42 protein-coding genes and 1 pseudogene are annotated in these 26,481 nt (G+C 49.5%); 31 read left to right on the top strand and 12 right to left on the bottom strand.

What is annotated here, in order from left to right:
- The 5 genes from PMPD1_RS12640 to PMPD1_RS12660 are packed head-to-tail and all read right to left on the bottom strand — an operon-like array spanning position 1 to position 2,394.
- Complete coding sequence (locus PMPD1_RS12640) at positions 1-558, bottom strand: replication protein P (RefSeq protein WP_173634376.1); 558 nt, start codon at positions 556-558, stop codon at positions 1-3.
- Positions 482-1,597 carry a DnaT-like ssDNA-binding domain-containing protein gene (locus tag PMPD1_RS12645; protein WP_173634377.1) on the bottom strand — a complete coding sequence of 372 codons (1,116 nt, stop codon included), beginning with the start codon at positions 1,595-1,597 and terminating at the stop codon, positions 482-484. Before PMPD1_RS12645 ends, PMPD1_RS12640 begins: the two co-directional genes overlap by 77 nt.
- Positions 1,597-1,779 carry a hypothetical protein gene (locus PMPD1_RS12650; protein ID WP_173634378.1) on the bottom strand — a complete coding sequence of 61 codons (183 nt, stop codon included), beginning with the start codon at positions 1,777-1,779 and terminating at the stop codon, positions 1,597-1,599. Before PMPD1_RS12650 ends, PMPD1_RS12645 begins: the two co-directional genes overlap by 1 nt.
- A gap of 2 nt (positions 1,780-1,781) precedes the next feature.
- Entirely contained in the window at positions 1,782-2,132 is a 351-nt protein-coding gene (locus PMPD1_RS12655) for a hypothetical protein (protein ID WP_173634379.1), read from the bottom strand.
- A gap of 19 nt (positions 2,133-2,151) precedes the next feature.
- Entirely contained in the window at positions 2,152-2,394 is a 243-nt protein-coding gene (locus tag PMPD1_RS12660; RefSeq protein WP_173634380.1) for a hypothetical protein, read from the bottom strand.
- Between the two features lie 85 nt (positions 2,395-2,479).
- Between PMPD1_RS12660 and PMPD1_RS12665 the strand changes: the two genes are divergently transcribed.
- A complete protein-coding gene (locus tag PMPD1_RS12665; RefSeq protein ID WP_173634381.1) occupies positions 2,480-3,151 on the top strand; it encodes a LexA family protein in 672 nt (223 codons plus the stop codon).
- 5 nt (positions 3,152-3,156) lie between these two features.
- On the opposite strand, the gene PMPD1_RS12670 is transcribed toward PMPD1_RS12665, so the two are convergent.
- Together PMPD1_RS12670 and PMPD1_RS22740 are read right to left on the bottom strand one after the other, a co-directional pair.
- Positions 3,157-3,666, bottom strand: a complete 510-nt coding sequence (locus tag PMPD1_RS12670; RefSeq protein WP_354292939.1) for a hypothetical protein — start codon at positions 3,664-3,666, stop codon at positions 3,157-3,159.
- 24 nt (positions 3,667-3,690) lie between these two features.
- Positions 3,691-3,753: pseudogene (locus tag PMPD1_RS22740) on the bottom strand (zinc-ribbon domain-containing protein); the annotation flags it as partial.
- A 453-nt stretch (positions 3,754-4,206) separates the two neighbouring features.
- On the opposite strand from PMPD1_RS22740, the gene PMPD1_RS12675 reads away from it, so the two are divergent.
- From PMPD1_RS12675 to PMPD1_RS12805, 27 genes are all read left to right on the top strand, one after another.
- Positions 4,207-4,563: an antitermination protein N gene (locus PMPD1_RS12675; protein WP_173634383.1), complete on the top strand. Its 357-nt coding sequence runs from the start codon at positions 4,207-4,209 to the stop codon at positions 4,561-4,563.
- An 854-nt stretch (positions 4,564-5,417) separates the two neighbouring features.
- Entirely contained in the window at positions 5,418-5,654 is a 237-nt protein-coding gene (locus PMPD1_RS12680; RefSeq protein ID WP_173634384.1) for a hypothetical protein, read from the top strand.
- The gene (locus PMPD1_RS12685) at positions 5,654-5,929 is read left to right on the top strand and encodes a hypothetical protein (RefSeq protein ID WP_173634385.1); all 276 of its coding nucleotides are present in this window, start codon (positions 5,654-5,656) and stop codon (positions 5,927-5,929) included. The genes PMPD1_RS12680 and PMPD1_RS12685 overlap by 1 nt, the downstream gene beginning before the upstream one ends.
- The gene (locus PMPD1_RS12690) at positions 5,926-6,177 is read left to right on the top strand and encodes a KTSC domain-containing protein (RefSeq protein WP_173634386.1); all 252 of its coding nucleotides are present in this window, start codon (positions 5,926-5,928) and stop codon (positions 6,175-6,177) included. Before PMPD1_RS12685 ends, PMPD1_RS12690 begins: the two co-directional genes overlap by 4 nt.
- 13 nt (positions 6,178-6,190) lie before the next feature.
- Positions 6,191-6,499: a hypothetical protein gene (locus PMPD1_RS12695; protein WP_173634387.1), complete on the top strand. Its 309-nt coding sequence runs from the start codon at positions 6,191-6,193 to the stop codon at positions 6,497-6,499.
- Positions 6,500-6,624: 125 nt separating this feature from the next.
- A complete protein-coding gene (locus PMPD1_RS12700) occupies positions 6,625-6,774 on the top strand; it encodes a hypothetical protein (RefSeq protein WP_173634388.1) in 150 nt (49 codons plus the stop codon).
- Between the two features lie 10 nt (positions 6,775-6,784).
- Entirely contained in the window at positions 6,785-7,609 is an 825-nt protein-coding gene (gene bet, locus PMPD1_RS12705) for a phage recombination protein Bet (protein ID WP_173634389.1), read from the top strand.
- Entirely contained in the window at positions 7,596-9,305 is a 1,710-nt protein-coding gene (locus PMPD1_RS12710) for a YqaJ viral recombinase family protein (protein WP_173634390.1), read from the top strand. The genes bet and PMPD1_RS12710 overlap by 14 nt, the downstream gene beginning before the upstream one ends.
- A gap of 32 nt (positions 9,306-9,337) precedes the next feature.
- Positions 9,338-10,468 carry a hypothetical protein gene (locus PMPD1_RS12715; protein WP_173634391.1) on the top strand — a complete coding sequence of 377 codons (1,131 nt, stop codon included), beginning with the start codon at positions 9,338-9,340 and terminating at the stop codon, positions 10,466-10,468.
- A complete protein-coding gene (locus PMPD1_RS12720) occupies positions 10,468-10,890 on the top strand; it encodes a hypothetical protein (protein WP_173634392.1) in 423 nt (140 codons plus the stop codon). Before PMPD1_RS12715 ends, PMPD1_RS12720 begins: the two co-directional genes overlap by 1 nt.
- Before the next feature lie 54 nt (positions 10,891-10,944).
- Entirely contained in the window at positions 10,945-11,532 is a 588-nt protein-coding gene (locus tag PMPD1_RS12725; protein ID WP_173634393.1) for a hypothetical protein, read from the top strand.
- Positions 11,533-11,826 (top strand): hypothetical protein, encoded by a 294-nt coding sequence (locus tag PMPD1_RS12730; protein ID WP_173634394.1) that lies wholly within the window; start codon positions 11,533-11,535, stop codon positions 11,824-11,826.
- Positions 11,819-12,019 carry a hypothetical protein gene (locus PMPD1_RS12735; RefSeq protein ID WP_173634395.1) on the top strand — a complete coding sequence of 67 codons (201 nt, stop codon included), beginning with the start codon at positions 11,819-11,821 and terminating at the stop codon, positions 12,017-12,019. The genes PMPD1_RS12730 and PMPD1_RS12735 overlap by 8 nt, the downstream gene beginning before the upstream one ends.
- A complete protein-coding gene (locus tag PMPD1_RS12740; protein WP_173634396.1) occupies positions 12,012-12,224 on the top strand; it encodes a hypothetical protein in 213 nt (70 codons plus the stop codon). The genes PMPD1_RS12735 and PMPD1_RS12740 overlap by 8 nt, the downstream gene beginning before the upstream one ends.
- Positions 12,217-12,423, top strand: a complete 207-nt coding sequence (locus tag PMPD1_RS12745) for a hypothetical protein (RefSeq protein ID WP_173634397.1) — start codon at positions 12,217-12,219, stop codon at positions 12,421-12,423. Before PMPD1_RS12740 ends, PMPD1_RS12745 begins: the two co-directional genes overlap by 8 nt.
- A complete protein-coding gene (locus PMPD1_RS12750; RefSeq protein WP_173634398.1) occupies positions 12,416-12,865 on the top strand; it encodes a phage tail protein in 450 nt (149 codons plus the stop codon). Before PMPD1_RS12745 ends, PMPD1_RS12750 begins: the two co-directional genes overlap by 8 nt.
- Positions 12,858-13,439, top strand: coding sequence for a hypothetical protein (locus PMPD1_RS12755; RefSeq protein WP_173634399.1), 582 nt, complete (start codon positions 12,858-12,860; stop codon positions 13,437-13,439). Before PMPD1_RS12750 ends, PMPD1_RS12755 begins: the two co-directional genes overlap by 8 nt.
- A complete protein-coding gene (locus PMPD1_RS12760; RefSeq protein ID WP_173634400.1) occupies positions 13,436-13,687 on the top strand; it encodes a hypothetical protein in 252 nt (83 codons plus the stop codon). The genes PMPD1_RS12755 and PMPD1_RS12760 overlap by 4 nt, the downstream gene beginning before the upstream one ends.
- A 70-nt stretch (positions 13,688-13,757) precedes the next feature.
- Positions 13,758-15,050: a phosphoadenosine phosphosulfate reductase family protein gene (locus PMPD1_RS12765; RefSeq protein WP_173634401.1), complete on the top strand. Its 1,293-nt coding sequence runs from the start codon at positions 13,758-13,760 to the stop codon at positions 15,048-15,050.
- Between the two features lie 9 nt (positions 15,051-15,059).
- Complete coding sequence (locus tag PMPD1_RS12770) at positions 15,060-15,815, top strand: hypothetical protein (RefSeq protein ID WP_173634402.1); 756 nt, start codon at positions 15,060-15,062, stop codon at positions 15,813-15,815.
- On the top strand, positions 15,812-16,003 hold the full coding sequence (locus PMPD1_RS12775) for a hypothetical protein (protein WP_173634403.1): 192 nt from the start codon (positions 15,812-15,814) through the stop codon (positions 16,001-16,003). The genes PMPD1_RS12770 and PMPD1_RS12775 overlap by 4 nt, the downstream gene beginning before the upstream one ends.
- A gap of 27 nt (positions 16,004-16,030) precedes the next feature.
- Positions 16,031-16,276 (top strand): DNA polymerase III subunit theta, encoded by a 246-nt coding sequence (locus PMPD1_RS12780; RefSeq protein WP_173634404.1) that lies wholly within the window; start codon positions 16,031-16,033, stop codon positions 16,274-16,276.
- Positions 16,273-16,575 (top strand): hypothetical protein, encoded by a 303-nt coding sequence (locus tag PMPD1_RS12785; protein WP_173634405.1) that lies wholly within the window; start codon positions 16,273-16,275, stop codon positions 16,573-16,575. Before PMPD1_RS12780 ends, PMPD1_RS12785 begins: the two co-directional genes overlap by 4 nt.
- A gap of 65 nt (positions 16,576-16,640) precedes the next feature.
- Positions 16,641-17,000, top strand: coding sequence for a hypothetical protein (locus tag PMPD1_RS12790; protein ID WP_173634406.1), 360 nt, complete (start codon positions 16,641-16,643; stop codon positions 16,998-17,000).
- Positions 17,001-17,069: 69 nt separating this feature from the next.
- Entirely contained in the window at positions 17,070-17,882 is an 813-nt protein-coding gene (locus tag PMPD1_RS12795) for a ParB/RepB/Spo0J family partition protein (protein WP_173634407.1), read from the top strand.
- Between the two features lie 373 nt (positions 17,883-18,255).
- Positions 18,256-18,525: an excisionase gene (locus PMPD1_RS12800; RefSeq protein ID WP_354292608.1), complete on the top strand. Its 270-nt coding sequence runs from the start codon at positions 18,256-18,258 to the stop codon at positions 18,523-18,525.
- Entirely contained in the window at positions 18,503-19,582 is a 1,080-nt protein-coding gene (locus tag PMPD1_RS12805) for a tyrosine-type recombinase/integrase (protein WP_173634408.1), read from the top strand. Before PMPD1_RS12800 ends, PMPD1_RS12805 begins: the two co-directional genes overlap by 23 nt.
- 358 nt (positions 19,583-19,940) lie before the next feature.
- Here PMPD1_RS12805 and PMPD1_RS12810 read toward each other — a convergent pair whose 3' ends face one another.
- The 3 genes from PMPD1_RS12810 to yobA are packed head-to-tail and all read right to left on the bottom strand — an operon-like array spanning position 19,941 to position 21,594.
- A complete protein-coding gene (locus PMPD1_RS12810) occupies positions 19,941-20,279 on the bottom strand; it encodes a YebY family protein (RefSeq protein WP_173634409.1) in 339 nt (112 codons plus the stop codon).
- Positions 20,280-20,336: 57 nt separating this feature from the next.
- On the bottom strand, positions 20,337-21,215 hold the full coding sequence (gene copD, locus PMPD1_RS12815; RefSeq protein WP_173634410.1) for a copper homeostasis membrane protein CopD: 879 nt from the start codon (positions 21,213-21,215) through the stop codon (positions 20,337-20,339).
- A gap of 1 nt (position 21,216) precedes the next feature.
- Positions 21,217-21,594 carry a CopC domain-containing protein YobA gene (yobA, locus tag PMPD1_RS12820; protein WP_173634411.1) on the bottom strand — a complete coding sequence of 126 codons (378 nt, stop codon included), beginning with the start codon at positions 21,592-21,594 and terminating at the stop codon, positions 21,217-21,219.
- Positions 21,595-21,755: 161 nt separating this feature from the next.
- On the opposite strand from yobA, the gene PMPD1_RS12825 reads away from it, so the two are divergent.
- Positions 21,756-21,986: a DNA polymerase III subunit theta gene (locus tag PMPD1_RS12825; RefSeq protein ID WP_173634412.1), complete on the top strand. Its 231-nt coding sequence runs from the start codon at positions 21,756-21,758 to the stop codon at positions 21,984-21,986.
- 19 nt (positions 21,987-22,005) lie between these two features.
- Positions 22,006-22,674 (top strand): exodeoxyribonuclease X, encoded by a 669-nt coding sequence (gene exoX, locus PMPD1_RS12830; protein WP_173634413.1) that lies wholly within the window; start codon positions 22,006-22,008, stop codon positions 22,672-22,674.
- Here exoX and PMPD1_RS12835 read toward each other — a convergent pair.
- Together PMPD1_RS12835 and PMPD1_RS12840 are read right to left on the bottom strand one after the other, a co-directional pair.
- Positions 22,671-24,734, bottom strand: a complete 2,064-nt coding sequence (locus PMPD1_RS12835) for a prolyl oligopeptidase family serine peptidase (protein ID WP_173634414.1) — start codon at positions 24,732-24,734, stop codon at positions 22,671-22,673. The genes exoX and PMPD1_RS12835 overlap by 4 nt on opposite strands.
- A gap of 102 nt (positions 24,735-24,836) precedes the next feature.
- The gene (locus tag PMPD1_RS12840) at positions 24,837-25,160 is read right to left on the bottom strand and encodes a YebG family protein (RefSeq protein ID WP_173634415.1); all 324 of its coding nucleotides are present in this window, start codon (positions 25,158-25,160) and stop codon (positions 24,837-24,839) included.
- A gap of 134 nt (positions 25,161-25,294) precedes the next feature.
- Here PMPD1_RS12840 and purT point away from each other — a divergent pair, with 134 nt between their 5' ends.
- A complete protein-coding gene (gene purT / locus PMPD1_RS12845) occupies positions 25,295-26,473 on the top strand; it encodes a formate-dependent phosphoribosylglycinamide formyltransferase (RefSeq protein WP_173634416.1) in 1,179 nt (392 codons plus the stop codon).
- The last annotated feature ends 8 nt before the right edge of the window (positions 26,474-26,481 follow it).

Genomic DNA, 26,481 nt, shown 5'->3' on the forward strand with positions numbered 1-26,481 from the left:
TCATTGGTTAGTCCTTGATTGCCTGTTTTTTTGAATAATCCGGGCCAGCATTTCACGCCCTTTTTTGTTTGTTTCCGGGGTGGTCAGCCCCTTCTCATGTCCTACGGTTTCCGGTCGGGTTTTATGTTCCAGCCGGATCACCGGCGCAGGTATGCTTTCCCCTGCCTGTAGTTTTTTCCCCCATTGTCTGAGTAATGTTTCAGCTACCTTACGAAGCTCAGCCATGCCGTGGTTGTACTGCAACATCGCCCGGCGCATTTCTGTGACAATCCAGTACATGACTGGCGCACTCCACGGAAACATTGCCGCATCGCTGTAGTTCATCCTGCCCGCGCAATAGCGCTCAAACTCTGCCATCACGTCCTCAAGTACCGGTAACCGCGCATCAACACACTCTCTCGCCAGCGCTATCCAGTCCGGAGGCGACGGAAACGGATAAAACTTTCGCCCCGGCGCCGTATCAACGGCATAGCGAAGTTGCTCAGGTCTGATTCCCTCCACGGCCAGCACTCTTACCAGTTCCGCCCCAAACGTCTCCACCAGTTGCGGCGTATTCATCCTGCCCAACCACATCGGCCAGTGGATCGGGTACAGCGGAATAATCACCCTCAAAGCAATTTCCCTCAGTTCCTGATGATCCGTAGCCGTACTTGTCCTGTACTGCCTGGATTGCGGCGAGTCCCTGCTGGAAACGATCCGCTGCATTGCTTCCGCCGTTACCGGCGCTGGTCGGTTTGACATAGCGCGCCCCTTTCGCATATTGCTGTTTCAGTGACTGGATGAATTTTTGTTGCCACTGGCTGTGGTAATAAACCCTTCCGGTTGGTTGCCAGTAAAACCGGAATTCGTTGAGTAGTTCAGGTGTGTAACCCGCATCAGCCAGACCGGTCAGGGCCGCAATACGGGCAAAGTCGTTGCCCGGCTCCCATTCGAGCGTCATTGGAAACATGCCAGCCTGAGGCGTCGGTGCCTTGTGGGGAACACGCCCGTCAAGAAGTGCGTTGTGGTGTGGGTTTTCCGGCTCTACGCTATCGCCTGAATTTTGACCAGCGTCAGAGAGAGAGAGATCAGTATTTACTGTAGATCCGTAATTACTAATGTCCTGAAATTCAGGATACGGATTTTCAGGATACGGATTTTCAGGATGTGGGTTAGCTCCCATTTCAGCCGTTTCCTGATTTTCAGGATGCGGCTCCATGCCCTGCCCTGTCTGCGCTGGCTCCGTTTCCTGAAATTCAGGATATGGTCCGGCAGATTCGTCAATACCCTCATGAAATTCAGGAACGGCCTGTCTGGGCACATCATATACGTAATAGTCATATCCATCGGTTACGCCACGTTCATCACGTAGCTGAATGCGTAGTACGAAACCGACATCAATCAGTTCATTGAGCAGCTTGTACACCGCATCACGACCACAACCGCGAATGCCTTTTTTCTCCTGCCAGAGGTGTGACGGGTTAACGCTCCAGCCGTCCGGTTTGGAAAGCAGGTAGTGCAGCAGCCCTTCCGCCGCCCATGTCAGGGCGCCGTTACCAATGGCCTGATTGTCGATCAGCGTATAACCGCGCTGGCGGTTAGCTCGTACGATAGCCATCAGACCGACTCCGGTTCATCGGCCCTGTGTTTGTTCTGCTCACGCGAGTAATACGCTTTGGTGACTCCGGACAAAGCCCCTGTGATAGCCAGACGCCGGGTTTCTTCCCCGGCAACGTCGATTTTCTTGCCGATGATGCCAGCAATGAGATCGACGGATTGTGTTTGCGTTAATTTATCCATGGTTAAACCTGCTTGCGTTGAGGCACTGGCAACCAGTCAGGAACCGGTAAACCAGCGGATTGAAGTTCGTTGTGAACGTGCTGAAGCATCTCCGGCGACTCAGCAAACATCGCCAGGAAACCCCGGATAGCAGCAATATTGGTTTCTACTGCCGGATTTGAAGAAAGCACTTCGGAAGCTGCTTTGATGGCCACTGCCTCGGGCTCAGTCCAGCGGGTTTTAATCTGGTCTTCACGAAGCATGTGGAACGGCAAGCCTGCTTTTCCGACTTTCTTACGGGAAAGCAACTCCTGCCGCATATCGTCGATCTTAGCCCCTGCCGATTCAGGATCGGGGCGGTTTACAATGGTCATTGGTTAGTCCTTAAAGTGGTTATTGCTGGGATGGCTTGGTCAGGGCCAGCCCGAGGCGGTTAGGGTCTCTGCCGTAATCCGCCGGGTTGTAGACATACGGGATGTCAGGTGAGAGGTGGCAAAGCAAAGCGATTCTCTCCGGGATGTGCTTACGCCAAGTATGGACGGCTGGTCGAGCCACTCCAAGAGCATCAGCAATTGCCGTGTCCGTGCGAAACTTCTCTTTAAGCATCTGATAAAGAACTGGTTGTTTAAATGTCATACTTTACCCTCGTCAATAAAGTTACATTTTATAGCAAGAAACTAACGACAAGTAAATTACATTGAGTTCGTATAACTTACTTACCATGAAAACATTTGGTGAAAGATTCAGAACAAGGCGAGAGCAGCTAGACCTAACTCAAGAAGAGGCTGCTAAAGCAATCAATCGGTTACTTAAAGGTGATCGAGGCACTTTTACGCGTGTAACTATTAGCAATATAGAGAATGGAAACCAATCGAGTATCAAAGACAAGGTATTACTTGCTGCGGTTGATGTGTTGAAGTGCTCGCCACGATGGCTGGTTTATGGTGAAGGTCCAGTTGAAGAAAGAAATGTAAACGTAGCTGAAACTTCTAGTCATCAACGCTTAATACCTCTGATAGACTGGGTTCAGGCTGGTGCATTCACTGAGGTGGGCTCATACCCGGAGGATAGCTATGAATATTATCCCTGCCCTGCCAACCTTAGCGATAAGGCATATGCACTTAGGGTTGAGGGCGAATCGATGATCCCTCGCTTTGAACCGGGAGATATAATCTACATAGACCCTTCGCAACGGCAAAAGATTAACGGAAAATTTGTTATAGCCAGGTTGGTAAATGAAAACTCTACTACCTTTAAGCAACTACAGATTATCGATGGAAAAATCTATCTTCAGGCCCTCAATCCAAACTATACTCCAGAAATGAAGTTTACTCATGTAAATCAGGACTGTGAAATTATCGGCACCGTAGTTTGGCACATCAAGCCAGTTTAACGCATTTAACTCCTATCGCAGTCTCTTGTTGTGAAGCGATAATCCTTTTTTTTCCCAAAAAAATTATAAGTAAAAACCACTGCACCATCATATTTAGAGATAATATCTTCGTTACAAAAGGTTTTTTTGAAAGATGAACTTAGCATATTGTTCAGTGGCTGAAGTGAATTGCTATCTATAAAAATATCATCTATATCATATATATAGTGCAATTCATGCCCTCGAACATACATATCCCGAAAAGTCGCTGTATCACTAACCCGCACTGGAAAATGCATTTTTAACTTTTGCTCTGCGGTTTTTTTTGCAAATTCGTTCCATACCACATCTCCGTTAACTACTGAAGAACCTAGATGCGAACCCACTTTCCCAACAACAATAGCGATAACTACAACTATCAATATTAGTAGTTTATTCGCTCCCCATATTGCCTTCGTTTTGCACTCAGCAATTAATGACTTTCCTTCTGCTGGTTTGTAATTAGTCCCTTTCCAATCCTCTACTTCTTTATTCACGCTTCCCACATCTGAGATCCGATCACCGCAGTTTGAGCAATACCGGTCCCCAGGATCTACAGTTGTTCCGCATTTTGTACAAAACATAACAATCTCCCACCATAAAATAAGGATTATTCCTATTGCTCAATGGAATTCATTAAAACAGAGAAAATTTTTTTTGTTAAGTATCAATACGGTAATGTAATTTTTTTAACCAAAAGACAAAAAACTAACGAAAGTTAATTGACTAAAAATGTCAATAAAGTTACATTGAAATCATCAGCGGTTCCGCCGATGGCCCTAAGCCTGTGCAACCGCTTCAATCGAGCACTGAAAAGTGCAATGAACCAGACGAGATGGGTTTGGTGGGCAGTAGCTCAGTGTTAACCGGTAGTCGGCCATTCGCGATGGCGGTGACGGTTGCAATATTCAACAGATGGTTTCCCGGAGTGCGCACGATGGGAGGCAAGACGTTGATAAAGCTTAGAGCGCCACCCTTGTTGTGTGGAGGTCACCCATAGAGGGTCTTCCCAACCAAAGCCATTTCAGGAGGTAATCATGATCAAGTTACAAAACCTCAAGCCAAACGCCCGCACTCGTCGCGATGAACGGCGTAAAGCAAAGCAAAAGGCGTGGGCCGCAGCTAATCCCATGCTCGTCGGGCACCGTTACCGGAACATTGGTGAGTCGCCAAAAATCGTTCAGAAGCCCGGTTATGAGCCAAAGCCGATAAAGTTTATAGCCCTGGATATTTTTTGGGCAGCTCGGGAATACAAGCTTCAGATTATCCGGGCAACGTACCTGTATGAATATGAGTTCAAACACTCACATTTAGCAGAAGGCCCGATTTGCCTTGCGGATGTGGCTATTTATCGTGCCGGGCATCGAAAATCAACAACGCTAACGGCGAGGTGAACATGTCTTACATAGAGGACAACATTCATCTTCTGTCAGCATTCAATCGACACGATTCAAAAACCGTGGCAACGATGAAGGAGTACGTTCTTCCTTGGGCTAAAGAACGACTGAAAAATCTTGAAGACCTCAATGAACTATGTCCCCCTGCTGTTTTTCTGAACGATATAAATGAATTACGGCAAGGTATAAAGACTTGCGAAGAAAGACTGCAAGCCCTATAGCCGGGCTTGTCCAGATTGCTGAGAGTATCTTCATAGCAATGACCACCGGGAAAGACCGAGAGCCTGGAAGAAAAAAGAGGCAGCTCTTCCGGGGTGATCCTGCCTAGCTGGTGAAGCTTCGTGTTTGCGAAACCATTCCAGCCATGCTGGCTGTAAGGTCAGCTCACAACAGGTAAGAGCATTGAACTTTGCATGCCGGGAAAGCGCGCCTGGCGTCGGTTGGATTCCGGACAGTGCTCTTTCCGTTGTGGTGAATGCGCAGACTGATGCGCGATCGGACGTGTAACAGGCTCATGTACCTGCCGCCGTAAAGACTTATGGGTTCAAGAACTCACGTGACGCTAAAAGCAAGCAAGCCGGAGATCAGCACCGGCCACCACAACCCAATCACGTTGAACCGTGATAACCGTAGTTCCTCTAGTGCTGTGTGTAGTCTTTGCCCATCCCTGTGATGGGCTTTTTTTCGCCTTGAAACAGGAGAACCATCTTTATGGAAATACTCCTCACGCTGGCGATCCTCGCTGGCCTGGCCCTGCTCATAGCTATTTTGATACTGCCATTCATCTAAGGAGGTAACCCAATTAAAACAATAAGCGACTGACCATCGTTATCTAAATTAAGGACTAACCAATGACCATGACATTCAAACAAAAGCGTCTGGCGCGTAAGCGTGCACAGGCGAAAGAAGCAAAAGCCCGCTTAAAGGCTGAGTGGGAAAACAGCACGGTTTCGCTGGTGAAAGTGCGCTGTAAAGCTATGCCGGATATACGCCCTATCCGCCCGGCAATTAAATGTAGTTCTGGGCTATCCGCCTCTGGTAGCCAGCTACGCACCAGCACCAGCCGCATCCCGAGAGGCGTGCGTTGATGGGTGATGTTGGCGATCACTTCAGGGATATAAAGCCGTATTTGAAAGAACGTCGTAAGAAAGCCCGCGACGGCGCCCATGAGCGCATTAAAGCCTTTTTCCTCAGGAACGGCATTGCGCTTGAAGAGGGGAATAACACCCTGATATTCCGCACGCCTGCCGGCACCGTTTGTTATTACCCGCCGAGCCAGAAAATGCAGCACAAACAATTCTGGAAAGAATGCAGCCCAACCTGGTGCATGAATTACGTTATCAAACTGAGAGAGAAAACATGATCAACATGACCCCTGTTAAATCTTCCCAAATCCACAGCATCGGCCACGATGCCGCCACCGGCACACTTGCAATTCGCTTTAACGGTCGCGGTAACGTACCGGGCAGTTTGTATCACTACGCCAATTTTTCAGCCGATGATTTCGCCCGCCTGAAAGCGGCTGATTCTGTTGGTTCCCATTTCTACAAGCACATTAAACCTCATACCGATAAGTTCCCTTATCAGCGTATCAATGAGGAAAAGTCATAGGGGGAACGTCTCCATGAACTATCAGCAGGAAAAACGGATCAACCACATTATCGCGAAATTCAGCGATAACGATCAGGAGTTAATACGCAACCGCATTGAAGAGCTTGAAGTCGAGATTCCTGATCATCTCATCACAGCAATTTTCAAACCTTCCCGTTTTAACGACCTGCGCCATGACGCATTACAGGCGGCACTGGATGAAACAGACATTCAGGACCTGGTCGGCGATTTCATCCGAACGGTACTAACAAAAGCGGCAGAGCTTGAATACGCGATGGATATTGCTGACGGGCAGGATGAAGTTGACGTTGATGCTGCATGAGAAAGCCCCACCGAGGTGGGGCTAACCGGCTCTCGGCGACCAAACCTTGAGCCTTAAGGACTAACCAATGACCAAACGGCCAGTGATTATTGTCAGGCGACCAAACCTGACAGGAGAAGAATAACATGACCAGTAAACCCACGAAAGGAATGTATCTGCATCGTTTAACCGGCGATGACGTTCTTAATCCTCCCCGCCATTACGCCGGATGGACTGTGCTTTTTGCCTGTCTGTTCGGCGCCACTTTTTTCCTGACTTTAGCTTCTGGCTTTTAAGGACTGACCAATGACCGATTTAATTCAGAACCTTCCGGAGGTACTAACCAACCGGGGGATTGACGAAGCAACCTGGAGCGCGCTCAAAAACAGCATTTTTACCGGTGCACGTGACGACTCGATTTTGATGGCGGTCGATTACTGTCGTGCTCGTAAGCTTGATCCGCTTATGAAGCCGGTTCACCTCGTTCCGATGAGTGTGAAAGATGCTGCCACAGGCAAACATAATTTTCGTGATGTGGTAATGCCGGGGATTGGCCTCTATCGCATACAAGCCGAGCGCTCCGGAAACTATGCGGGTTCGAAAGAGCCTGAGTTTGGCCCGACCATCACCGCAAAGGTTGGTGAGGTGGAAGTTACCTATCCGGAATGGTGCAAATACACGGTCAGTAAAATGATCGGCAACGGCACTATCGTCGAATACAGCGCGAAAGAATACTGGCTGGAAAACTACGCTACCGCTGGTCGTGATACTCAGGCACCAAACGCGATGTGGAAAAAACGCCCCTTCGGGCAACTTTCTAAATGTGCGGAAGCGCAGGCATTACGGAAAGGCTGGCCGGAGATCGGCGCGCAACCTACAGCCGAAGAAATGGAAGGTAAAATGCTCGACATTTCCGACTATCCCTCCAGCACAAGCCCCGCGCTGGCAAACACGCCAAACACCTACCCCGAAGAGATGTTTAACGCGAATGCCAAGACGTGGGAAAAGCTCATTCAGTCGGGTAAGAAGAAAGCAGCATCTGTTATCGCGACCGTTGAAAGCAAATATCAGTTAACCCCCGAACAGCGTAAAGCGATTGAAGATATGGAGGTGATCGATGGAAATCATTAACGTACAGCAGGGAAGCGAGGCCTGGCATTCGCTTCGCGCAAACCACTTCACGGCCAGTGAGGCGCCGGTAATGATGGCCGCATCCGGTAAGATGCGGCGCGATGAGTTATTACACATCAAAGCGACCGGCTCAGAACGTGAAGTTAGCGACTGGGTACAAAAAAATCTCTTTGATAAGGGCCACGCTTACGAGGACAGCGCCCGCCGCATTGTTGAAGAGATGATTGGTCAGGAGCTTTTTCCGGCCACCGCTATATCCGATGACGGAAAATTACTGGCCTCATTCGATGGCATTACCATGCTCGAAGATATTCTTTTCGAACACAAGATGTGGAATACCACCCTGGCTGAGTCAGTCAGAAATAACGACCTCCCTGAAGAATATTACTGGCAACTTGAGCAACAATTGTTGGTGAGTGGCGCAGATTGCGCCTATTTCGTTGTTTCAGACGGCACGCGCGAAAACTTCGAACATCTGGTTTATACACCCGTGGCCGGACGCGCCGATGCGCTCCGGGCTGGATGGGATCAATTTGCCGCCGATCTCACTTCATACAAAGCCCCCGAGTTACCAGAGCCGACTGTTTGCAAAACGTTTATGCGCTTGCCTGCGCTTGTTATTGAAGTTGATGGAGCAGTAAAAAGTTCTAATCTTCAGGTTTATCAAAATGAAGCCCTGAATTTTATCCGCTCCATTAATACCGAACTGTCAACGGATCAGGATTTTGCAGACGCGGAACAAACCGTTAAATTCTGCGATTCCGCAGAAAAAGAACTCGTTGCTGTAAAACAGCGTGTTCTTGCGCAGACAGCCGATATTGACGAGCTTTTCCGTACGATTGATCTGCTTTGCGACGAAATGCGTAATAAGCGCCTGCTGTTGAATAAACTGGTCAAAAGCCGCAAAGATGAACTTCGACAGGAAATTATCAGCGAAGCAAACGCCAGCCTTAAGCAGACTCATGGTGAACTGAACACAAGTCTGAATGGCGTTACTCTCCCCCTGCCCCGTACTGATTTCGCCGGAGCCATGAAAGGCAAGCGCACCATCGTAACCCTGCGAAGCGCGGTGAATGACGAACTGGCGCGGGCAAAAATTGAGTTGAATCAGACGGCAGAGAAGTATGCCCGTAACCTGACGTTAATCAGCGACATCGATGACAAATATAAAAACTTGTTTCGCGATTTACCGTTAATTATCGGTCACGATTACGACCACCTGAAATTGCTCATCGATCAGCGTATCAATGAACAACTTGAAGCTGAGCGTAAGGCTGCTGAAGCCGCAGTTGAAGCGGCTAAAGTCGTAGAAAATGCATCTGCTGCGATTGAACCCATCGTTGAACCAGCCGGGAAAACGTATGCTTCAACAAAGCCAGCCCCAATGGCCACTGCATTATCTATTGCGCTTCCCAAAGACCTGCTCAAAGAACTTGTCTGGAGTGATGAATGGGAAGATGAACAGGGTAAAACGATTAAGGTCATCCACCGCGAACAGACTGGTTCGCGTCGCTGGGAATCTGATCATCTGATGATTTTTACCCTCGGCGGAAAACTCTATGGCTCAACCTATAGCCTGGGGTTAACCGAGTGCCAGGAATCCTTACCCTACGAGTATGAACCTGATCAAATCGAGTGCCTGCAAATGGAAGCGTATGAAGTGACCGTCACACGCTACCGCAAAGTACCGGCCTGACCCGCTTCGGCGGGTTTTCTTAAGGACTGACCATGACCACACAAAATACCGTCGCCACCGTACTGGATGGCGCCCTTCGTCCTGTTCGTTCGCAACTCGAACTTGCCGCATCGCAGTTAGCTGGCATACCCCACGCCTCTGTACTCAGTGCAACGTCACTTCTGGAACAAGCACGGGTACTGTGTATTGAGCAATACAACGCTGAAGTTGATGACTTCAATGAACTTATTGATGAGCATGAGGCACTTCAGGGCAGGTTAACTACTGCTGAACTCGCGTTAATCAGCTCGCGAGAGAAACTTGCAGAGGCTGAGTTGTCCGAAAAAACGATGAAGGCAGAAAGCGATCAGTATTTCGCGCGTAATAAGCTTCTTCACGCCGATCTTAATGCCCTGCGCGAGAATCTTGCCAAATATCAGTCAATGAATCCCGACCGCATGAAATCGCAGATCGCCCGGTTGAAGGAAGACATCGATGAAAGCAAAAAAATCAGAAACCAGCAACTGACCGAAATTCGCAGGCTAAAAAACGACATCGCTGAAACAAAAAGTAAGTTGTCATCAATGACGGTGCTCAACACCGAATTGACAGATCATTGCAGCGACATGCAGCGTCGGCTTGAAATTGCCGATGGCAATACCGATCCGCGTACTTTTGGGGGCCACGGTGTTGATTACTATTTCTATACATTCCAGTTTGGCCTGAAGCTGAGTTCTCCCGATCCGGACATAATTATTCTCAATGATCTGGAGTGGCATGTTGAAGTGCGCACGACACACGGTATCTGTCTCATCATCTCCGTGAACGAGTGGACAGCACCTGTTTTTCCGTTTGTCTCTGAAATCAAAAATACCTGGCCCGATGGCTTAACTCCGGCGCTAACCGCGCATATTCGCGATTTACTGGAAAATACACATGCTCACCTGGTGCGGCGAGCCGAGTGGGCCGAAACCGTACTGGTCGGTACGCTACCACTTAAAGATCAGTATCTGGATCAGCTCAGTTCCGCAGGTATTCACACACTCTATGACATTGTGCGCCGGACACCGTCCATGCTTGCCGAAGCCGTAAAGGGATTCGGTATGCCAACAGCCCGCCAGGTGCATTCAAAGTGCGTGGGCCTGGTGCGTGATTGGGAAAAACAGCATCGGGAGGCTGCGTGATGGAAGATTTTGAAGACCTGATTTTCGCGGCTAAGGACGATGATGGTTGTGACCACACGCAGCGTATAATCTGGATGATGCATCAGCGGGCTAACATCCGGCGCGGTATTCCATGGACGCCGTGCCCGCTTCCTATCAAGATCGACCCGTTTAAAGAAATTTCGCAGCCCACCACCCTGACGATCGGCGTGCGTCGTACCTATTCGCGCAATGTCGCACAAGGCATTTATCAGTTGTACCGACGTGGCTGTAACGAAAATAACATCGCCAGCATGCTGGGCATACCGCTCGACAAAATCCGCGTCATTATGGAGCACAAAACCCAAACCCAGCGGCGCGCATGGCAACTCGTGCAGCAGGCAAGTCACTTACCGACCCAGCAGGAAATCATTTCCCGCCTGTCGAAAGAACGCCCGGCCTGATAAATCCCCATTTCATGAGCACCTAATTAGGCGCTTCATTCGCGAGAATTATCTATGAATATTCAACGCTACAAACCCGTGGCGGCGGCAACTATTTCGCCGTCGGACAAGGGTGATTTCATTAAGTTTGCCGACCATCAGAAAGCGATTGATACACTGGCGATAGAAAACGATTATTTGCTACCTGCCGCCGCCCGGGAGTTATCCAACGCCTGGCTACTTCACAAAACCACGATGGCCGCGCAAGCGGCATTATTTTGCATCAAGTCCGGTGATGTTGCTGAGGCGACGAAGTGGCTTGAGGGCGTCACTGATGAGGCTCAGGTTGAGTTACCAGATAACACTACAGTTACCAGCCTACAAGATTGGTTCAACAACAATATGGTCAGCCAGGGCGGTGAATACGGCTACTTAACGCATTCTGATGCACTTCAAAAAATCAGAGAAGAACTGCCTCAAACGTGCAGCGCAATTAGGGAGTTTGAAGCGCGTGGAGCCAAAACAGCGCTTACTCAATTTGCTAAGCAGTGGCGTGAAGAGTCTGACCGCAACGGCGAGTTTATTGGTCTGAGCATTGCAGAAAGCGCTGGTCGTTATGCTGAAGAGTTCGCCGCCCGCCTATGCACCGGGGAGGCTGAATAAATGGCTAACTGTAACTGCATGAATGAATTTAAAGAAAAGTTGCATTCTCACCTGATGCAGGGAGTGCCAGAAGGAAGCGAAATCGCGGATCTATGGGGCGGGACTGGTTGGGATAACCAGGTGTTATCTTTCGGCGCAGATGGTGGTGTTCACGTCATGTTGAAATACAAGCTGGCGTATCGCGCGCCAAAGAAAAACGGCGAACTATCCAAAAATTTCACCAGGAAAGAATGCTCACTAAAAATGAGCTATTGCCCGATTTGTGGTGCTAAGCAGGGAGGCGACCATGTCTAAACGCATCAGCAATCGAATTGCTCGGCGCATTCTCGGCGGTACTCACTACCACAGCAACACACGTATTATGACTCGCTCTGGTTCGCTGGTGCAGGTTAATCCGTCTCGCCGCCAGCGCCGGGCCAATAAACGCATTCTGGCTATCCGTGCGGCTATTCGTGAACGTAATGAGCAGGGAGGCGACCATGTCTAAATTAGCTCAGGGTTTTGTTCATATCGATATAGACCATAACCAGTACGGCGGGTTGTCGTTATCTGTCTGCAATGATGATGTCGGCTATCGAATCTCTGGCGGCAAAATTGGCGGCTGTGAAAATCTGGAGCGTTTCACCGTGAATGCTGATGAGTTGATTAAAGCAATTCAGGAGCATGTAGCGAAGGGAGGCGACCATGCTTGATTTGAAATCCGGGATGGTGGCCTATGCCAAAACTCTCAGCCTACATATTGAAGGCACTGAGTTGAAATATAACGCCCCGCGCGGCAAAAAATTTGCCGTCATTTTGATGACAGCAGAAAAGCCAGGTGACGAAGGAATTAAAGCAGATGAATTTCTCCGTCAATGCGGCTGGAAGTTAGATGGAGGCGACCATGCGTGAGCTAACTGTATCAGAGCAGGATTTAATTGACTTCGATCTGTTAAAGCAGGGCGCTAATCAGTGGAAATTTCGATTTTCCGTTGGCTCTCCATTTAAATGTGCATCCAGCAAAGAAAAAGCGGTGAGTTATGCAACAGAGGCGTACCTGAAAGCCAGCCGCGATGAGTTGTTAACGAAATCTCAGCGTTTTGATAAAGCGTGCAGAGAGGAAATCGAATCATCACATACGCTGTGGGGGCACATGGATATGACTAAATTACTCACAATGTTTGAAAAATTGGGCGGTGATACCTCATCACTGCAAATTGCAGCAAAAAGAGAATTCAACAGCAACGGCGGCCGCCGCACTTCATGTGCTGTTTCTGCGCAGGGAGCGCGTGACACCGCCGCAATGCGTATGAAGCTGGAGCGGTATATCGAATGGAGAAAAGACCATGCGTGAGCGCCCTACTTCGTTAGCCAGCGGCGCGAAATTAACGCCGGAATCGTTCGCTGATTTTGTTGATCGTCTTAAATACCACTGTCGCGGTGCGGGCGTTAATGACCACTGCACGGCAGACGCTATTTTCATCGTTCAGCGTAAGCGGTTGGTGACCGGAATTGATACCGACTACACCGACCAACTTGTTATTTATTGCGATGACTCCAAGTGGTTCAGCATTCAAGAATATTGGGATGATCTGGATTATGACGCACAGGTTGATCTCAATAAAAAGTCTCAGGACTGGTGCGATAAGCAGTTCATGAAGGCCGACTCAAGCGACCAGTGGTATCTGATCGGCGAATTAGATGATCACACTGTCACTGGCTACATGTGGGAATGGGAATACGTTAACAGCCATTTCACCCGCGAAGCCGCAGAAGCATTCATTAAACGGAAGTCGCACGATTATCGCGACGGTCTACGCATCTACGTTGATGCCAATATCTACTGTTGGGAATTCAATGCCATTAAGGAAGCGCTGATGGATGGCAGCTTGGTGCTCGCAGATAACTGCATCGGGGGTGCCTCATGAAAAACTATCCGGGCGGATATGACAGCTTATCTTTGCGTGAGCTGTTAGATAGCGTCGTTATCTCCCATGTGTCAAAAGCTATTTCACCGGAAAAGATGAGCGTCGCAGAACGTCAGAGAGACCTGCAATTTGTTAAAGAGTCTCTTGTGCAGTGCGCCCACTTTATCCGCTCAGTTATTGAAGATAGTGAGGGGGAATATTTGATCGGCGCTGGTAGCGCTGAGAGCTATAAGAGGGATAAGGCATGAACCGCCCATACGACAAAACTAAACCGTTGAGTGAGCAGCCGTGGCTGTTCAGTAAAGGGAGAAAGGCAGGATGACAACAGCACCAGCAATCATTATTCCTACAGATATATCTGCGATGGTGCGCGAAATTGAAACCACCTATGCGTCGTTTCTGGAAAATTTCCGCATCCCGTCCGATCACGTCATCGTTGTCAACTACTCGGGTGGCAAAGACTCAACAGCAACACTGGCTATTGCTCATCATCTATTTGGTGACAAGGTGCAAAATGTTATGGCAGACACAGATAACGAGCATGAGTACACGATTGAGTATGCAAAAAACATTCACACTCAGGTAGGTTGTCGTCCCGTTCAGTTGGTTAAGCGCATTTACAGCGCGGCAGATTTTGCCCGCCGACGTGCCTACATGAAAAAGAACTGGTCGAAGAAGCAGGCCATCCGCATGGGTGCTTACCGGGGCGTCGTCATGCCGTCACTGGGTCGGGCGGATACCGCATTTGGTCAGGCATGGCTGAAAACAGCGAAGCGCTGGGGTATCGACTTTGAGACTGCTTTAGATGCTGCCTTGTCAGTGATGCATCCGAGCGGAAACAGTTTTCTCGATGCGGCTCTTTTACACGGCAAATTCCCGATGCTCCGTGACCGGTTCTGTACCGACGAGCTCAAGATACAGATTGCCTACGATGCGGCAATTCGTCCGATGCTGGATGAGGGTGAGGTCGTTGTTCAGTGGTCAGGCGTCCGTGGTGATGAGTCATCCAAACGTGCCGGTTATGACCGCTTCGCAGTCGATATGCGCGATGAAGGTTATCTCTTTAACTTCCTGCCAATTCATCAGTGGACGGCTGCAGATGTATTTGCCCTGCATAGATATTTCGGTATTAAGCCAAATCCACTGTATTTGCAGGGGGCTTCTCGCGTCGGTTGCATGAACTGCGTGCTTTGCAACAAAGAGGAAATTTCAGAAACCGCTGCCCGTTGGCCGGAGCATATTGAAAAACATCGCCAGTGGGAGATGAAGGTTCGTCTGGCCTCCCGCTGGGTGCACTGGATGAGTACCGGTACGGTGAGTCAGGCATGGGTCAACTCGATAATCGGTTTCCGCGAGATAACAAATCGACGTGGAGAAACAGTGAAAGTCAGGCGTCTACTGGGAGACGTGCCGCGCCTTTATGGTCTTGATACGGAAGTTCAGCATCTCGACTGGTCCGGGTTTTATGGGCCGCGTGGGGGAATGGGCGCGCCATCGGTAACCGAAGTGGTGGAATGGGCCAGGACAGGTCGGGGCGGCAAAGTATATGACCTGGTTAAGGCCAGCCTGAATACTGCCACCTGCTCATCACGATATGGCCTGTGCGAATAAGGAGCCAGCATGACAATTACAGCAGAAGAAGTGATTTTCGGCCTGGGTTTGCTCGTCAGCGACCATGATGAAGAGTCGGATGGATATAGCGTAAATGTAAAGGAAGCTCGCTCACTACTGGCCCACATCAACACACTGGCAGCAGAGATTGACAATCTCAAAACTCAGTTGAGCATCGCAACGGAACGTGCTGGATTCAATTTTGACAGGGCTGAGTCAGCAGAGAAAGAACTGGCGGCGCTGAGGGAGCAGAAGCCTGTTAGTTGGCAATTTATGTCAGCAAATGGCCATTGGTTAAGTGTCAGCGAATCAGGTAAAGACGCAGCGGTTAAGGAGGGGTGCAAAGTGCGCCCACTTTTTAGTCAGCCGGTACCGCCCGCCCCGGTTGCTGTGCCGGATGAGCGAGCCACACTGCGCAGTGAATGGACCGTGGAAGATTGGGTTTTGCACGTAGGTGGCCGGTACCAAAATAACGACCCTGCTAATTACGTCGAATTTGGCAGCATGACGGCCGTTGCCGCACTGATTAAACAGGTAGCTCATAGCGCTAAAATCGTCGGCTTCAACGCCTGCCGCGCAGAAGTGCTGCGCCTCAACAGCGGGAGTAAGCCGGCAGTGAAGCCGGTGAAATTGCCGGAAGCATTATTGCCCGCTAATCACCGCAGCGGTGAAGCGTTTATGGCGGCAGATTCTGAGGGAAATTATTTGAACAGGGAGTTCACAATCAAAGCAATCCGGGCCGCTGGCGGGGAGATTGAAGAATGACTGAATCAGAAAAAGCGGAGTTGGTTGAAATCGCAACGAAGCGTCTGGCGCAATACCGGAAGATGAATGAGCACAAAAATTCAAATGTCATGCCGCGCGGAGGCATCGAATTTCAATATGAGCCGAGCATAGCGCTGATATTAGAGCACAGCAACGTGACGCTGGAGTGTTCAGCCGTTTACAGATAGCGATATACTCCATTCAGGAGGAATCGTATGTCACACAACATAGCAGCACGCAGCAAAGAAGAACGCGATAAAGTTAACGTTGACCTTGCGGCGTCCGGAGTTGCTTATAAAGAACGGCTGAACATGCCTGTAATCGCTTTCGAAGTTCAAAATCAACAACCGACTCACCTTCAGGAGTATTTCGTCGAACGGCTCCAGTTCTATCGCAGCGTGTCGGCTAAATACCCTAAAGGTGCAGACCCTATCTATGCGAAGAAGGAAGATTCAAAATGACACAAATTCTTTTGATTGGCGGGCCATTCGATGGGGAGATTCGTGAAGACCATTTCCTCGAATATAAAAATTTGAGAGTTACTAAGCCAACCTCTGTTTCGAGCGTATCGGCTCTGAGACGAGATTCCAACTCGGCAACTTCTCATGTTAAGGAGTGTTATCATAACTATAATATGATCTCGGTTCGTATCGAGGGAAAAAGTTATGCCTGTGCGACTGCAAAAACAATAAATGAACATGAAATTTTAGATTTAGTAAAGAAAGCAGCAAATGAATCTGGATTCAAACCAATTGAATAGAGCATGAAGTCTTTGGGGTGTTCAAAACCAATCTATCAGGTTTATGCGAAAACGGAGGAAGGGAAGTGAATCAATATAAATGGCCTACTTTTGGCCTAATCATTTTCCTTAGCGGCTGCATGGCCACCCCGAATGAAGCGCGGAGTGATAGCCCTCTTTTTACCGGGACAAGTACAAAGGCGCCCGAGTCCTTAGCCGAATGCATCTATGAGCAATGGACTAACCAGCGCGTTATGCTTGAAAGGGATAACACAACGCACACCGAAAGAGTTCGCAATATGATTACTGTTTTTACAATGAAAGACAGTATGTTTGCCGACATAACAGCCAGGGAAGGCGGCTCAGAAGTTAAATTTTATAAGACATTTGGAATGGGTTATACGGTTTCTGGAAACAGACAAGACATCGTAAAAAAATGCCTTTAGTAATTCAAATGTTGACCAATAACCTCGCCACGGCGGGGTTTTTTATTAACTAAAACAGGAGCCAACTTCATGGCAAAAAACAGCATTGACGCTTACGGCGCCAGTGGCAAAACCAATGTCCTCAACTTTGAACCCGGCGCATTACACCTCATCAATGACCCATCGCATCTGCTTTATGACGAACGCATCTATCTTCCACTTAACGAAGCCACGATACTGAACATCATGGAACTCGGAGTGCTGGAGCCGATCATCGTCTGGAAAGATCCGGAAACTGGTCTTTCATGCGTTGTCGATGGCCGTCAGCGCGTAAGGCATGCACTTGAGGCGAATAAGCGCCTGGCTAAAGAAGGTAAAGAGCTTCTTTTAGTTCCGGGAGTAGTGAAGCGCGGCTCAGCAGTCCGCATGTCGCAATTTATGGTCAGCGCCAATGAAATCAGACAGGCAGATACACCTTTAGGTCGGGCAAAGAAAATGGCTGCTCTACTGGAACGCGGACACGATGAAAGCGATTTGGCTCTGTTGTTCGGCTGCGGAATTAAAACTGTCCTGGCAACACTGGCCCTGCTCAATTGCACGCAAGTTGTGCAAGACGCCGTTGAAGCAAACAAAATTACTGTTACCCAGGCGCGTCGGTTAGCGAATTTAAAACCCGACGTTCAGCGGGAAAAAGTCCAGGAACTTGTGGCTGTTGCTGATGGTACTTCTGGTCATACACGCGCGAAACAGCAGCGTGAAGTGATGGGCGATGCTAAACCTCGCCTTAAATCCCGTAGAGAAATCACTAAAGCGCTTGATAGCGCCACCGGCGATTATGCTGCCGCCCTGCGCTGGGTGCTTGGTGATGAAGATAGCGCGAAACGGAAGGTAAATCATGCATGATAAATTCTCCGTCGATCTCGCTGTTCGTAAACTCTGTCGCCGTAAGAAACTAAGCATCAAAGGATTCTCTCAGCGCCTTGGCAAATCTTACTGGTGTGTTCGTAACACGCTAAAGCGTGACAGCACTACAGTGGCTACGTGTGAAGAGTATGCAAACGCACTTGGTGTCACTCTGCCTGAACTCATATCGGAGGGATATATTGAAAAACCGTGGTGACCACCATAGTTACGATGAATAAAAGTAAGGACCAACCAATGACCAACCTCAAAAATTATTTTTTGGCTTAACATAGAACAAAGCCAATCAAAGCCCCTTCCTATACCAATTCAAATTAACATAATGGCGGGTAATAAGTTCCCGCCGGGAGTAATTATGTCCTGGCTAACACTCGATGAATGGTGCGAAGAAAATTATCCTGGGAAAAAACCGTCGCATCAAACGCTAATGCGATGGGCGCGAAATGGCAACCTCTATCCTCCTGCTGAAAAGCACGGTCGGGAATACAGGGTTAAACCGGAAACCATTTATATACAAACAAATAGCATGAGGGCCAGCAAGCAACTCATTAAAACTCATGCTGAAAAATTTAAAGCATCTTCATTTATGGAGAAAGTAATTAATGACACGGCGAGAAAGATATGATGCTAATCTGCCTCGAAACTTGACCTACAGAAAGGCAAGGAGATCTTTCTTTTGGAGAAATCCGTTAACTGGTAAAGAGATCGCTCTCGGTCAGATTTCTCGAAGAGATGCTGTAGCTCAGGCCATTGAGGCCAACCATTATCTCGAAAGCAACTTCTCGCCAACCTTACTTCTTGAAAAACTGAAAGGAACAAATGAGTTAACGCTCTCAACTTGGCTTACGCGTTATGACGTTATTTATAAACGCAGAAACCTTGCAGATAACACATATAAGGTACGTAAGGGGCAAATTAAAATCATACAAGAGAAAATGGGAGAGTTAATTCTTGAAAAAATAACAACCAAACATGTTGCGGAATTTCTTGAAGAGTGGGTATCACAGGATAAGAAAACCATGGCGGCAACAATGCGTTCTGTTCTGTCAGATATATTAAGAGAGGCTATCGTCGAAGGGCATATTATTAATAATCCCGTAACACCTACCCGGGCTGCGAAAGTCACCGTGAAACGTGAGCGGCTTGAATTAGCACAATATGTCCCGATAAGAGAAGCGGCCAACAAGCTGCCTCGTTGGTTCGCTCTTGCTATGGATCTGGCGTTAGTGACCGGTCAGAGACGTGAGGATGTTGCAGCAATGCGTTTCAATCACATCGTTGACGGTCGGCTGCTGATAGATCAAGGGAAAACCGGCGCGATGATTTCCGTGCCCCTTGATCTTGAGCTTCAGTCGGTTGGCCTACAATTGGGAACGGTCATTGAGCAATGTCGTAAATCCAGCACAACAGATTTCATGATCAGTGCCGGGCCACGGAAGAACAGTGTGGACGGTTCATTGCACCCTGACAGCCTTACAAAAAAGTTTGTCAGCGCGCGGAACAACTCTGGACTGGAGTTTACAGAGTCACCGCCAACATTCCACGAGATTAGAAGTCTCGCGGGCCGTCTGTACGAAAAGGAGAAAGGGAAGGATTTCGCCCAAAAGCTGCTTGGGCATAAAAATGCAAATATGACGAATAAATATCTAGATACGAGAGGTAAGGAATATGTCATTTTATAAAAGGCCGAATATCAGATTTCGGACAAATTTCGGACATTTTCGGACGGCGCGATGTAACTTATTGAAAGATATATAAATTAAAAAAAGACCGAATACGATTCCTATATTCGGTCCAGGGAAATGGCTCTTGTCAGAGCCGTGCGCTAAAAGTTGGCATTAATGCAGGCGATGTCGCCTAGCACTTTAAAGCGTAGAACAGAGTTGAGGATTTTCCAGCCAATTGTAAACAAGCAGCAACAAAGAGGTTAACTCTGTGATCATGCTGGCAGAATCGCTGCGTCTACCGGAGAAGGGCTAGTCAGAGTGGTGGGCAAAAGCAGGCGAAACACGCCGATACGGCGCGTTTCTATCTCACAAATCAATCACACAGTTTTTCAGCGCGGTCGATAAACGGCTGCAGGCTCATTTTGTGCCCGGGATTGTTGGGGTCGTCAATCTGAATCACCGAAATGGGCTGTGCCTTCACCTGCCCTGCCTGCACCAACTGCTCCGCTTTATCATTCAGCGGATACTGCATCAAAGTGCTGGGGTTAATAGCAAACAACGCATGATTTTTACTGCACGAAAGCATCACTTCTTCACGATCAAACGCCCATTGCGCTTTACCCATTTCGAAGCGGCTTACGGTAATCACTTCGGAAGCCAGCGCGCTGCTACAGATACCTAATGACAGCACCAGACAAACCCATCTTTTCATCGAATACTCACCTTATGATAAAGCTCCCGCCTGATAACCTGGCGGCAATACCTAATGTTAACCCGGCGCCATGGTAGCAAAAATGCTAACCAGTAAAAGAACCAATACGGCTATAGCCAACTCGAGCCAAGTCATATAGACAAACTTTTGCTGCGCCCCGCTACCAACCTGACTAAAGCGTGGTACCCACCAGTAGCGATTCACTAATGCAATCGTCGCCATCAATCCCACCAGAACGATTTTCGCCAACAGTAACTTGCTGTACAGCGCAAAACCGGTGAGTGGCCATCCAAGAATCAATACTGAATTGAGCAAGCCGCTCAATATCACCACTGCTACCGCCAAATGACCATAACGCGAGAAACGCATCATCGCGCGAATGGCATCACTACGATGTAAACTTTGCTTCGCCTCTGCCATCAGCATCAATAGCGGTAACAAGCCACCCACCCAAAAGGATGCGCCGATCAGATGAAGCGACTGACTGACGCGCTGCAAGGCACCTGGCCAGCCATCTAACATGGCAGCATGACCAACAAACGCCAGCCCAGCTAACTGCGCCAGGCCCAGCAATAACAACAGCCGTTGACGCGTCTCGCCACGTAACAGGAAAGCGCAGCACGCCACCAGCGGTAAGGCGATTTGCCACCGCCAGGCTGAACCAAACCCGGTATCCAGCACCGCTTGCCAGGTTTCCGCATCGCTAATGTTATGCCAATCGCCGCTCATCAGCCCGGTTTGCGCCGTCAGCAACAGCAGTGCGCTAAGCAGCGCCAGCCAACAGGTGACCAGCAACAGCCGATGTAACCGTGCTGAAAGCCAGGGCTTAAAACGTTTCGGTGATAACAGCGCGCTATAAAACGCGCTGCCGGTAAACAGCATCACTGCGGCGAAATGTAGCCAGCGGCAGATAATGTACAACGTACCCAGCGACATATTACTTCACGCTAAAGGTGTAGGTTCCTTGCGTTTTGTGGCCGTCAACGGACAACACATGCCAGTTCACTTGATAACTCCCGCTTTTTAGCGGTTGATTCAGCGGAACAATAAGCTGGTTATGTTGCTTGGGTGCGCGCTCTGCTTTCGCGGTCGAAACAGCCTGCTGACCTGCGCCGGTAATGGCAACGCCGCTGAATGCCGGTTCAATATCTTCCGTAAAGGTTAGCGTGAGCGCCTGCGGCGAAGCATCGACATTCGCATTAGCAGCAGGATATTGATTTTTTAAGTGGGCATGCGCCAATGCTTGCGCGGAGAAAATACAGGTTACCAACAGGGTTGCGGCGCTTAACATCGGGGAGCGTTTCAGGCTAAACATTGTTGCATCCTTTTAAAATGCAGCTCGCAAGGCTGCGAATGAGCGGAAAGAATACTCCGCAAGCCAAATCCTGTCGAGGCGCTAACGGCTATCATTGCATTCGCTGACTTGCCAATCTGCGCCATCTGCATTATTTTGGCCGCAGCTTACAGGAGGAGAAGATGAGCCATAATCTGGCGACGCTGTCGCAGGAAGAAAAAGATAAGGTTAACGTTGACTTAGCCGCTGCCGGCGTGGCGTTTAAAGAACGTTACAATATGCCGGTGGTCGCTGAAATCGTCGAGCGTGAACAGCCAGAAGCGCTGCGTGATTGGTTCCGTCAACGCCTGATGCATTACCGCCAGGCATCGCTGAACTTCTCTCGTCTGCCTTACGAACCGAAACAGAAATAAATGACAGTAAAGGTGGCCGATGCTGCGCGTTATTGATACAGAAACCTGCGGATTACAGGGCGGTATCGTCGAAGTGGCGTCCGTGGATGTGGTTGATGGGCAAATTGTAAACCCGATGAGTGATTTGGTCTGTCCTGACCGCCCGATTAGCCGCCAGGCGATGGCGATCCATCGCATCTCTGAAGCGATGGTAGTGGGCAAACCGCCAATTGAACAAGCGATTACGCGTTATCATGGCAGCCGGTACTACGTCGCGCATAACGCCAGTTTTGACCGGCGTGTCTTACCCGAAATGCACGGCGAGTGGATTTGCACCATGAAGCTATCACGCGCGTTATGGCCGGGGCTGAAATACAGTAACCAGGCATTACGTGAACATTTACGGTTGCAGGTCACTCCGCCACGCGATCTCCACGCGCACCGCGCATTGTATGACTGTTATGTCACCGCCGCTCTGTTGATTAGGATTATGGAAACCTCGGGGTGGGATGCCGGACAAATGTTGGCGCGTATACAGCAAACCAGCAGCATTGATACTTTTCCTTTCGGTAAATATCGCGGGCGCAAAATAGCCGATGTGGCGCAACGCGATCCGGGATACCTGCACTGGATGCTGAAAAATATCCCCGATCTTAAACCCGAATTACGCGACGCTATGCAACGCCAGTTGGCGAAGGCAGCGGATTAAGCCCCGCTGCCAGTGTGCAATGCCCCCTGCGCCAGTGCGACCAGGAAAGCAAACTCCAGCGCTACTCCCTGATAAGATTTGAAGCGCCCCGATTTTCCGCCATGCCCCGAATCCATATCGGTACATAACAGCAGCAAATTATCATCGGTTTTCAATTCACGCAGTTTCGCTACCCATTTGGCTGGCTCCCAATACTGCACCTGAGAATCGTGCAGGCCGGTGGTCACCAACAGATGAGGATATGCCTGTGCCGTCACATTATCGTACGGGCTATATTGCTTGATATAGTGGTAGAAAGCTTCTTCAGCCGGGTTGCCCCACTCATCATATTCTCCGGTGGTTAACGGGATAGACTCGTCAAGCATGGTGGTTACCACGTCGACAAACGGCACCTGCGCCACCACGCCGTGGAAACGTTGCGGCGCCATGTTAACTACCGTACCCATTAGCAAGCCCCCCGCACTGCCTCCCATGGCGTATAACAATTTTTCGTTACCGTATCCCTGAGCGACCAGCGCATCAGTCACGTCAATAAAGTCATGAAAGGTGTTTAACTTATTGAGTAAGCGACCGTCATCATACCATTGCTGGCCTAACTCACCGCCGCCGCGAATATGTGCCAGCGCGTAAACAAACCCCCGATCAAGCAAGCTCAAGCGGCTGGCGCTGAAATCCGCATCCATACTGCTGCCATACGCACCATAACCGTACACCAGTAGCGGATTTTTACCCGGTTGATAATGATCGCGGTGATAAACCAGCGAGACCGGTACTTCTACCCCGTCACGCGCTTTTATCCACAAATGCTCACTTTTATACTGGCTGGCGTCAAAACCATTCACCCGTGTTTGCTTAAGGATACGGCGCTCACCGCTATCCATATCCAGCTCAAACAGGGTGGCGGGTGTGGTCATTGAAGAGTAACCATAACGCAGTAAGCCGGTATCCGGCGAAGGGTTATAAGCCAGCCAAGTGACATAAGCCGGATCGTCAAACGCGATACCCATCTCCTCGCCATTTTGCCACGCGATCTGGCGCAGGCTGGTTAACCCACGCTGACGCTCCTCAACCACCAGCCAGTCACGGAATAACTGAAAGTCCTCCAACACCACATGATCGCGTGCGGCAATCAACGTTTCCCACCGCGCTTCATCCAGGTAATGGCTGCGATACAGTGCGAAATTTTTCCCGTCGCGATTAGAACGGATATAGAACTCATGCTGATAATGGTCGATCGAATACTCGTGATCCTTACGGCGTGGGCAAAAAACTTGGGGACACGCGTCGGCATACTCTGCATCCAGCACCATAATTTCGCTGGTAGTGCTACTGCTGAGCGCAATCAGAATAAAATGTTCAGAGGTGGTTTTATGCACGCTAACGTAGAAAGTATCATCTTGCTCTTCATACACTAGCTCATCTTCAGTTTGCGGCTTACCAATGGTATGACGCCAAACCTGCCACGGTAACAAGGTTTGCTTTGCTTTGCGGACGTAATAGAAAGTTTGGCTGTCATTAGCCCAGGCAAAGCTGGATGAGACGTTGGTCAACACCTCGGGATACCAGTTGCCATTGGTCAGATTACGAAAGCGGATGCCATATTGGCGGCGCGAAAGAAAATCCTCCGCCAGCGCCATAATGGTGTTATCCGGGCTGATCCCCAACCCGCCCATGGTATAGAACTCGCTGTGCGCCGCACGCTGATTGGCATCCAGCAAAATTTCCCACTCATCCGGCGTTGAGGTTCCCATCGGTTGACGCGTATAGACAGCGTACTCATTGCCCTGCTGATAACGGCTCTGGTAACGATACCCATTTTTTACATAAGGGACAGAGCTATCATCCTGCGGAACACGATCAACCATCTCCTTCAGCAAGCTATCCTGCAACGCCTGCTGTGAAGCCATGACATGGTGACCATACGCATTTTCCGCCTGCAAATAATCCAACACCGCCGGATCTTCGCGTTTATCGTCACGCAGCCAATAATAGTTATCAACCCGCGTATCGCCATGACACGTCATGGTCTTCGGAATCTTTTTTGCTTTAGGTGCCATCATAACCCATCAGAAGTGAAAGAAATCATTCTGTAAGGGTGGCACCCAACACTCTGATTGCCAAGCGCTAAACGGCAAAAACGCCCGGATTGTTAACCTGAAAGACTAAGCTGCCTGTATCGCCCGCACTTTTTTCGGGCTGACTTCCTTCTCCGCAGCATCAGCCGTTTGCTCCTGGTCTCCGCCGGTGATGTCCGGCAGTTTGCCACTGCGTAAAATGTGTTGTACCGCATCTTTCTGTTCCGCCAGATACAGCCCTAACGCCTCCCGCTGCTCCTCATTCAGCTCAACATCGCTCTGCGCCAGCCAGTCGGAGAAAACCTCTGCCATATCGAGCATTTTGTCCCAGGCTTCCGCCTCTTTTTTGCTGGCAAACGTCATTTTCTTCTCACCTTTTCTGACCACCACATAATTAATTTCAACCGCCATACCTCACCCCCATCAACTGTGTTTATATACAGTATATCAGTATATTTTTTTCATGCAACGCCGCAACGCAGATGTCTACGCAATCGTTTTCGTTTATACTGCGCGCGTTTTTTCTCTTACTTCAGGCAGGAATTATGACAACTTTCGGAACCGCGCTACGCCCCGCCGCCACGCGCGTGATGCTATTAGGCTCAGGTGAATTGGGTAAAGAAGTGGCCATTGAATGTCAGCGCCTTGGCGTTGAAGTGATTGCCGTTGATCGCTATCCCGATGCTCCTGCTATGCATGTCGCCCACCGCAGTCATGTAATTAATATGCTGGATGGCGAAGCGCTGCGCGCGCTGGTAGCGCAAGAGCGTCCGGATTTTATCGTGCCTGAAATTGAAGCCATTGCTACCGATACGTTAATTGAGCTGGAAAAACTGGGACAGCAGGTGGTGCCTACCGCACGCGCCGCACAATTAACCATGAACCGTGAGGGTATCCGCCGCCTGGCCGCGGAAGAACTGGCTCTGCCCACGTCAGATTATCGTTTTGCCGATAGTCAGCAAGCTTTTACTCAAGCGGCGCAAGAGATCGGCTTCCCCTGCATTATTAAACCGGTCATGAGTTCATCCGGCAAAGGACAAAGCTTTATTCGTGATGCCTCCCAGCTTGATGCCGCGTGGGAATACGCGCAACAAGGCGGACGGGCAGGCGCCGGGCGGGTCATTGTCGAAGGGGTGATAAAGTTTGATTTTGAAATTACTTTGCTAACCATTAGCGCAGTGGATGGCATCCATTTCTGTGCGCCGATCGGCCATCGGCAGGAAGATGGCGATTACCGTGAATCCTGGCAGCCGCAGCGCATGAGCGAAATCGCTTTAGCACGCGCGCAGGCGATCGCCGAAAAAGTGGTTCGCGCACTTGGCGGTCGGGGACTATTTGGTGTCGAATTATTTGTTTGTGGCGATGAAGTCATTTTTAGCGAAGTCTCGCCACGGCCGCATGATACCGGCATGGTGACCCTTATCTCGCAAGATCTTTCCGAGTTTGCCCTGCATGTACGCGCTCTGCTTGGGTTGCCAATTGGCGGCATACGTCAATATGGCCCGGCGGCGTCAGCGGTGATTTTACCGGAACTGGAGAGCGATGATGTGCAGTTCACCGGCCTCTCAGAAGCGCTCGGCGCAGGGTTACAGTTGCGCCTGTTCGGTAAGCCTGAAATTCGCGGTAAACGGCGGATGGGCGTGGCGCTGGCTAGCGGTGAGACCGTAGAAGATGCCGTTGCGCGTGCAATTCGCTGTGCGGCAAGCGTCGAGGTATCCGGCTAAGGCTAACC

The sequence above is a fragment of the Paramixta manurensis genome, from assembly GCF_013285385.1.
Lineage (GTDB): Bacteria > Pseudomonadota > Gammaproteobacteria > Enterobacterales > Enterobacteriaceae > Paramixta > Paramixta manurensis.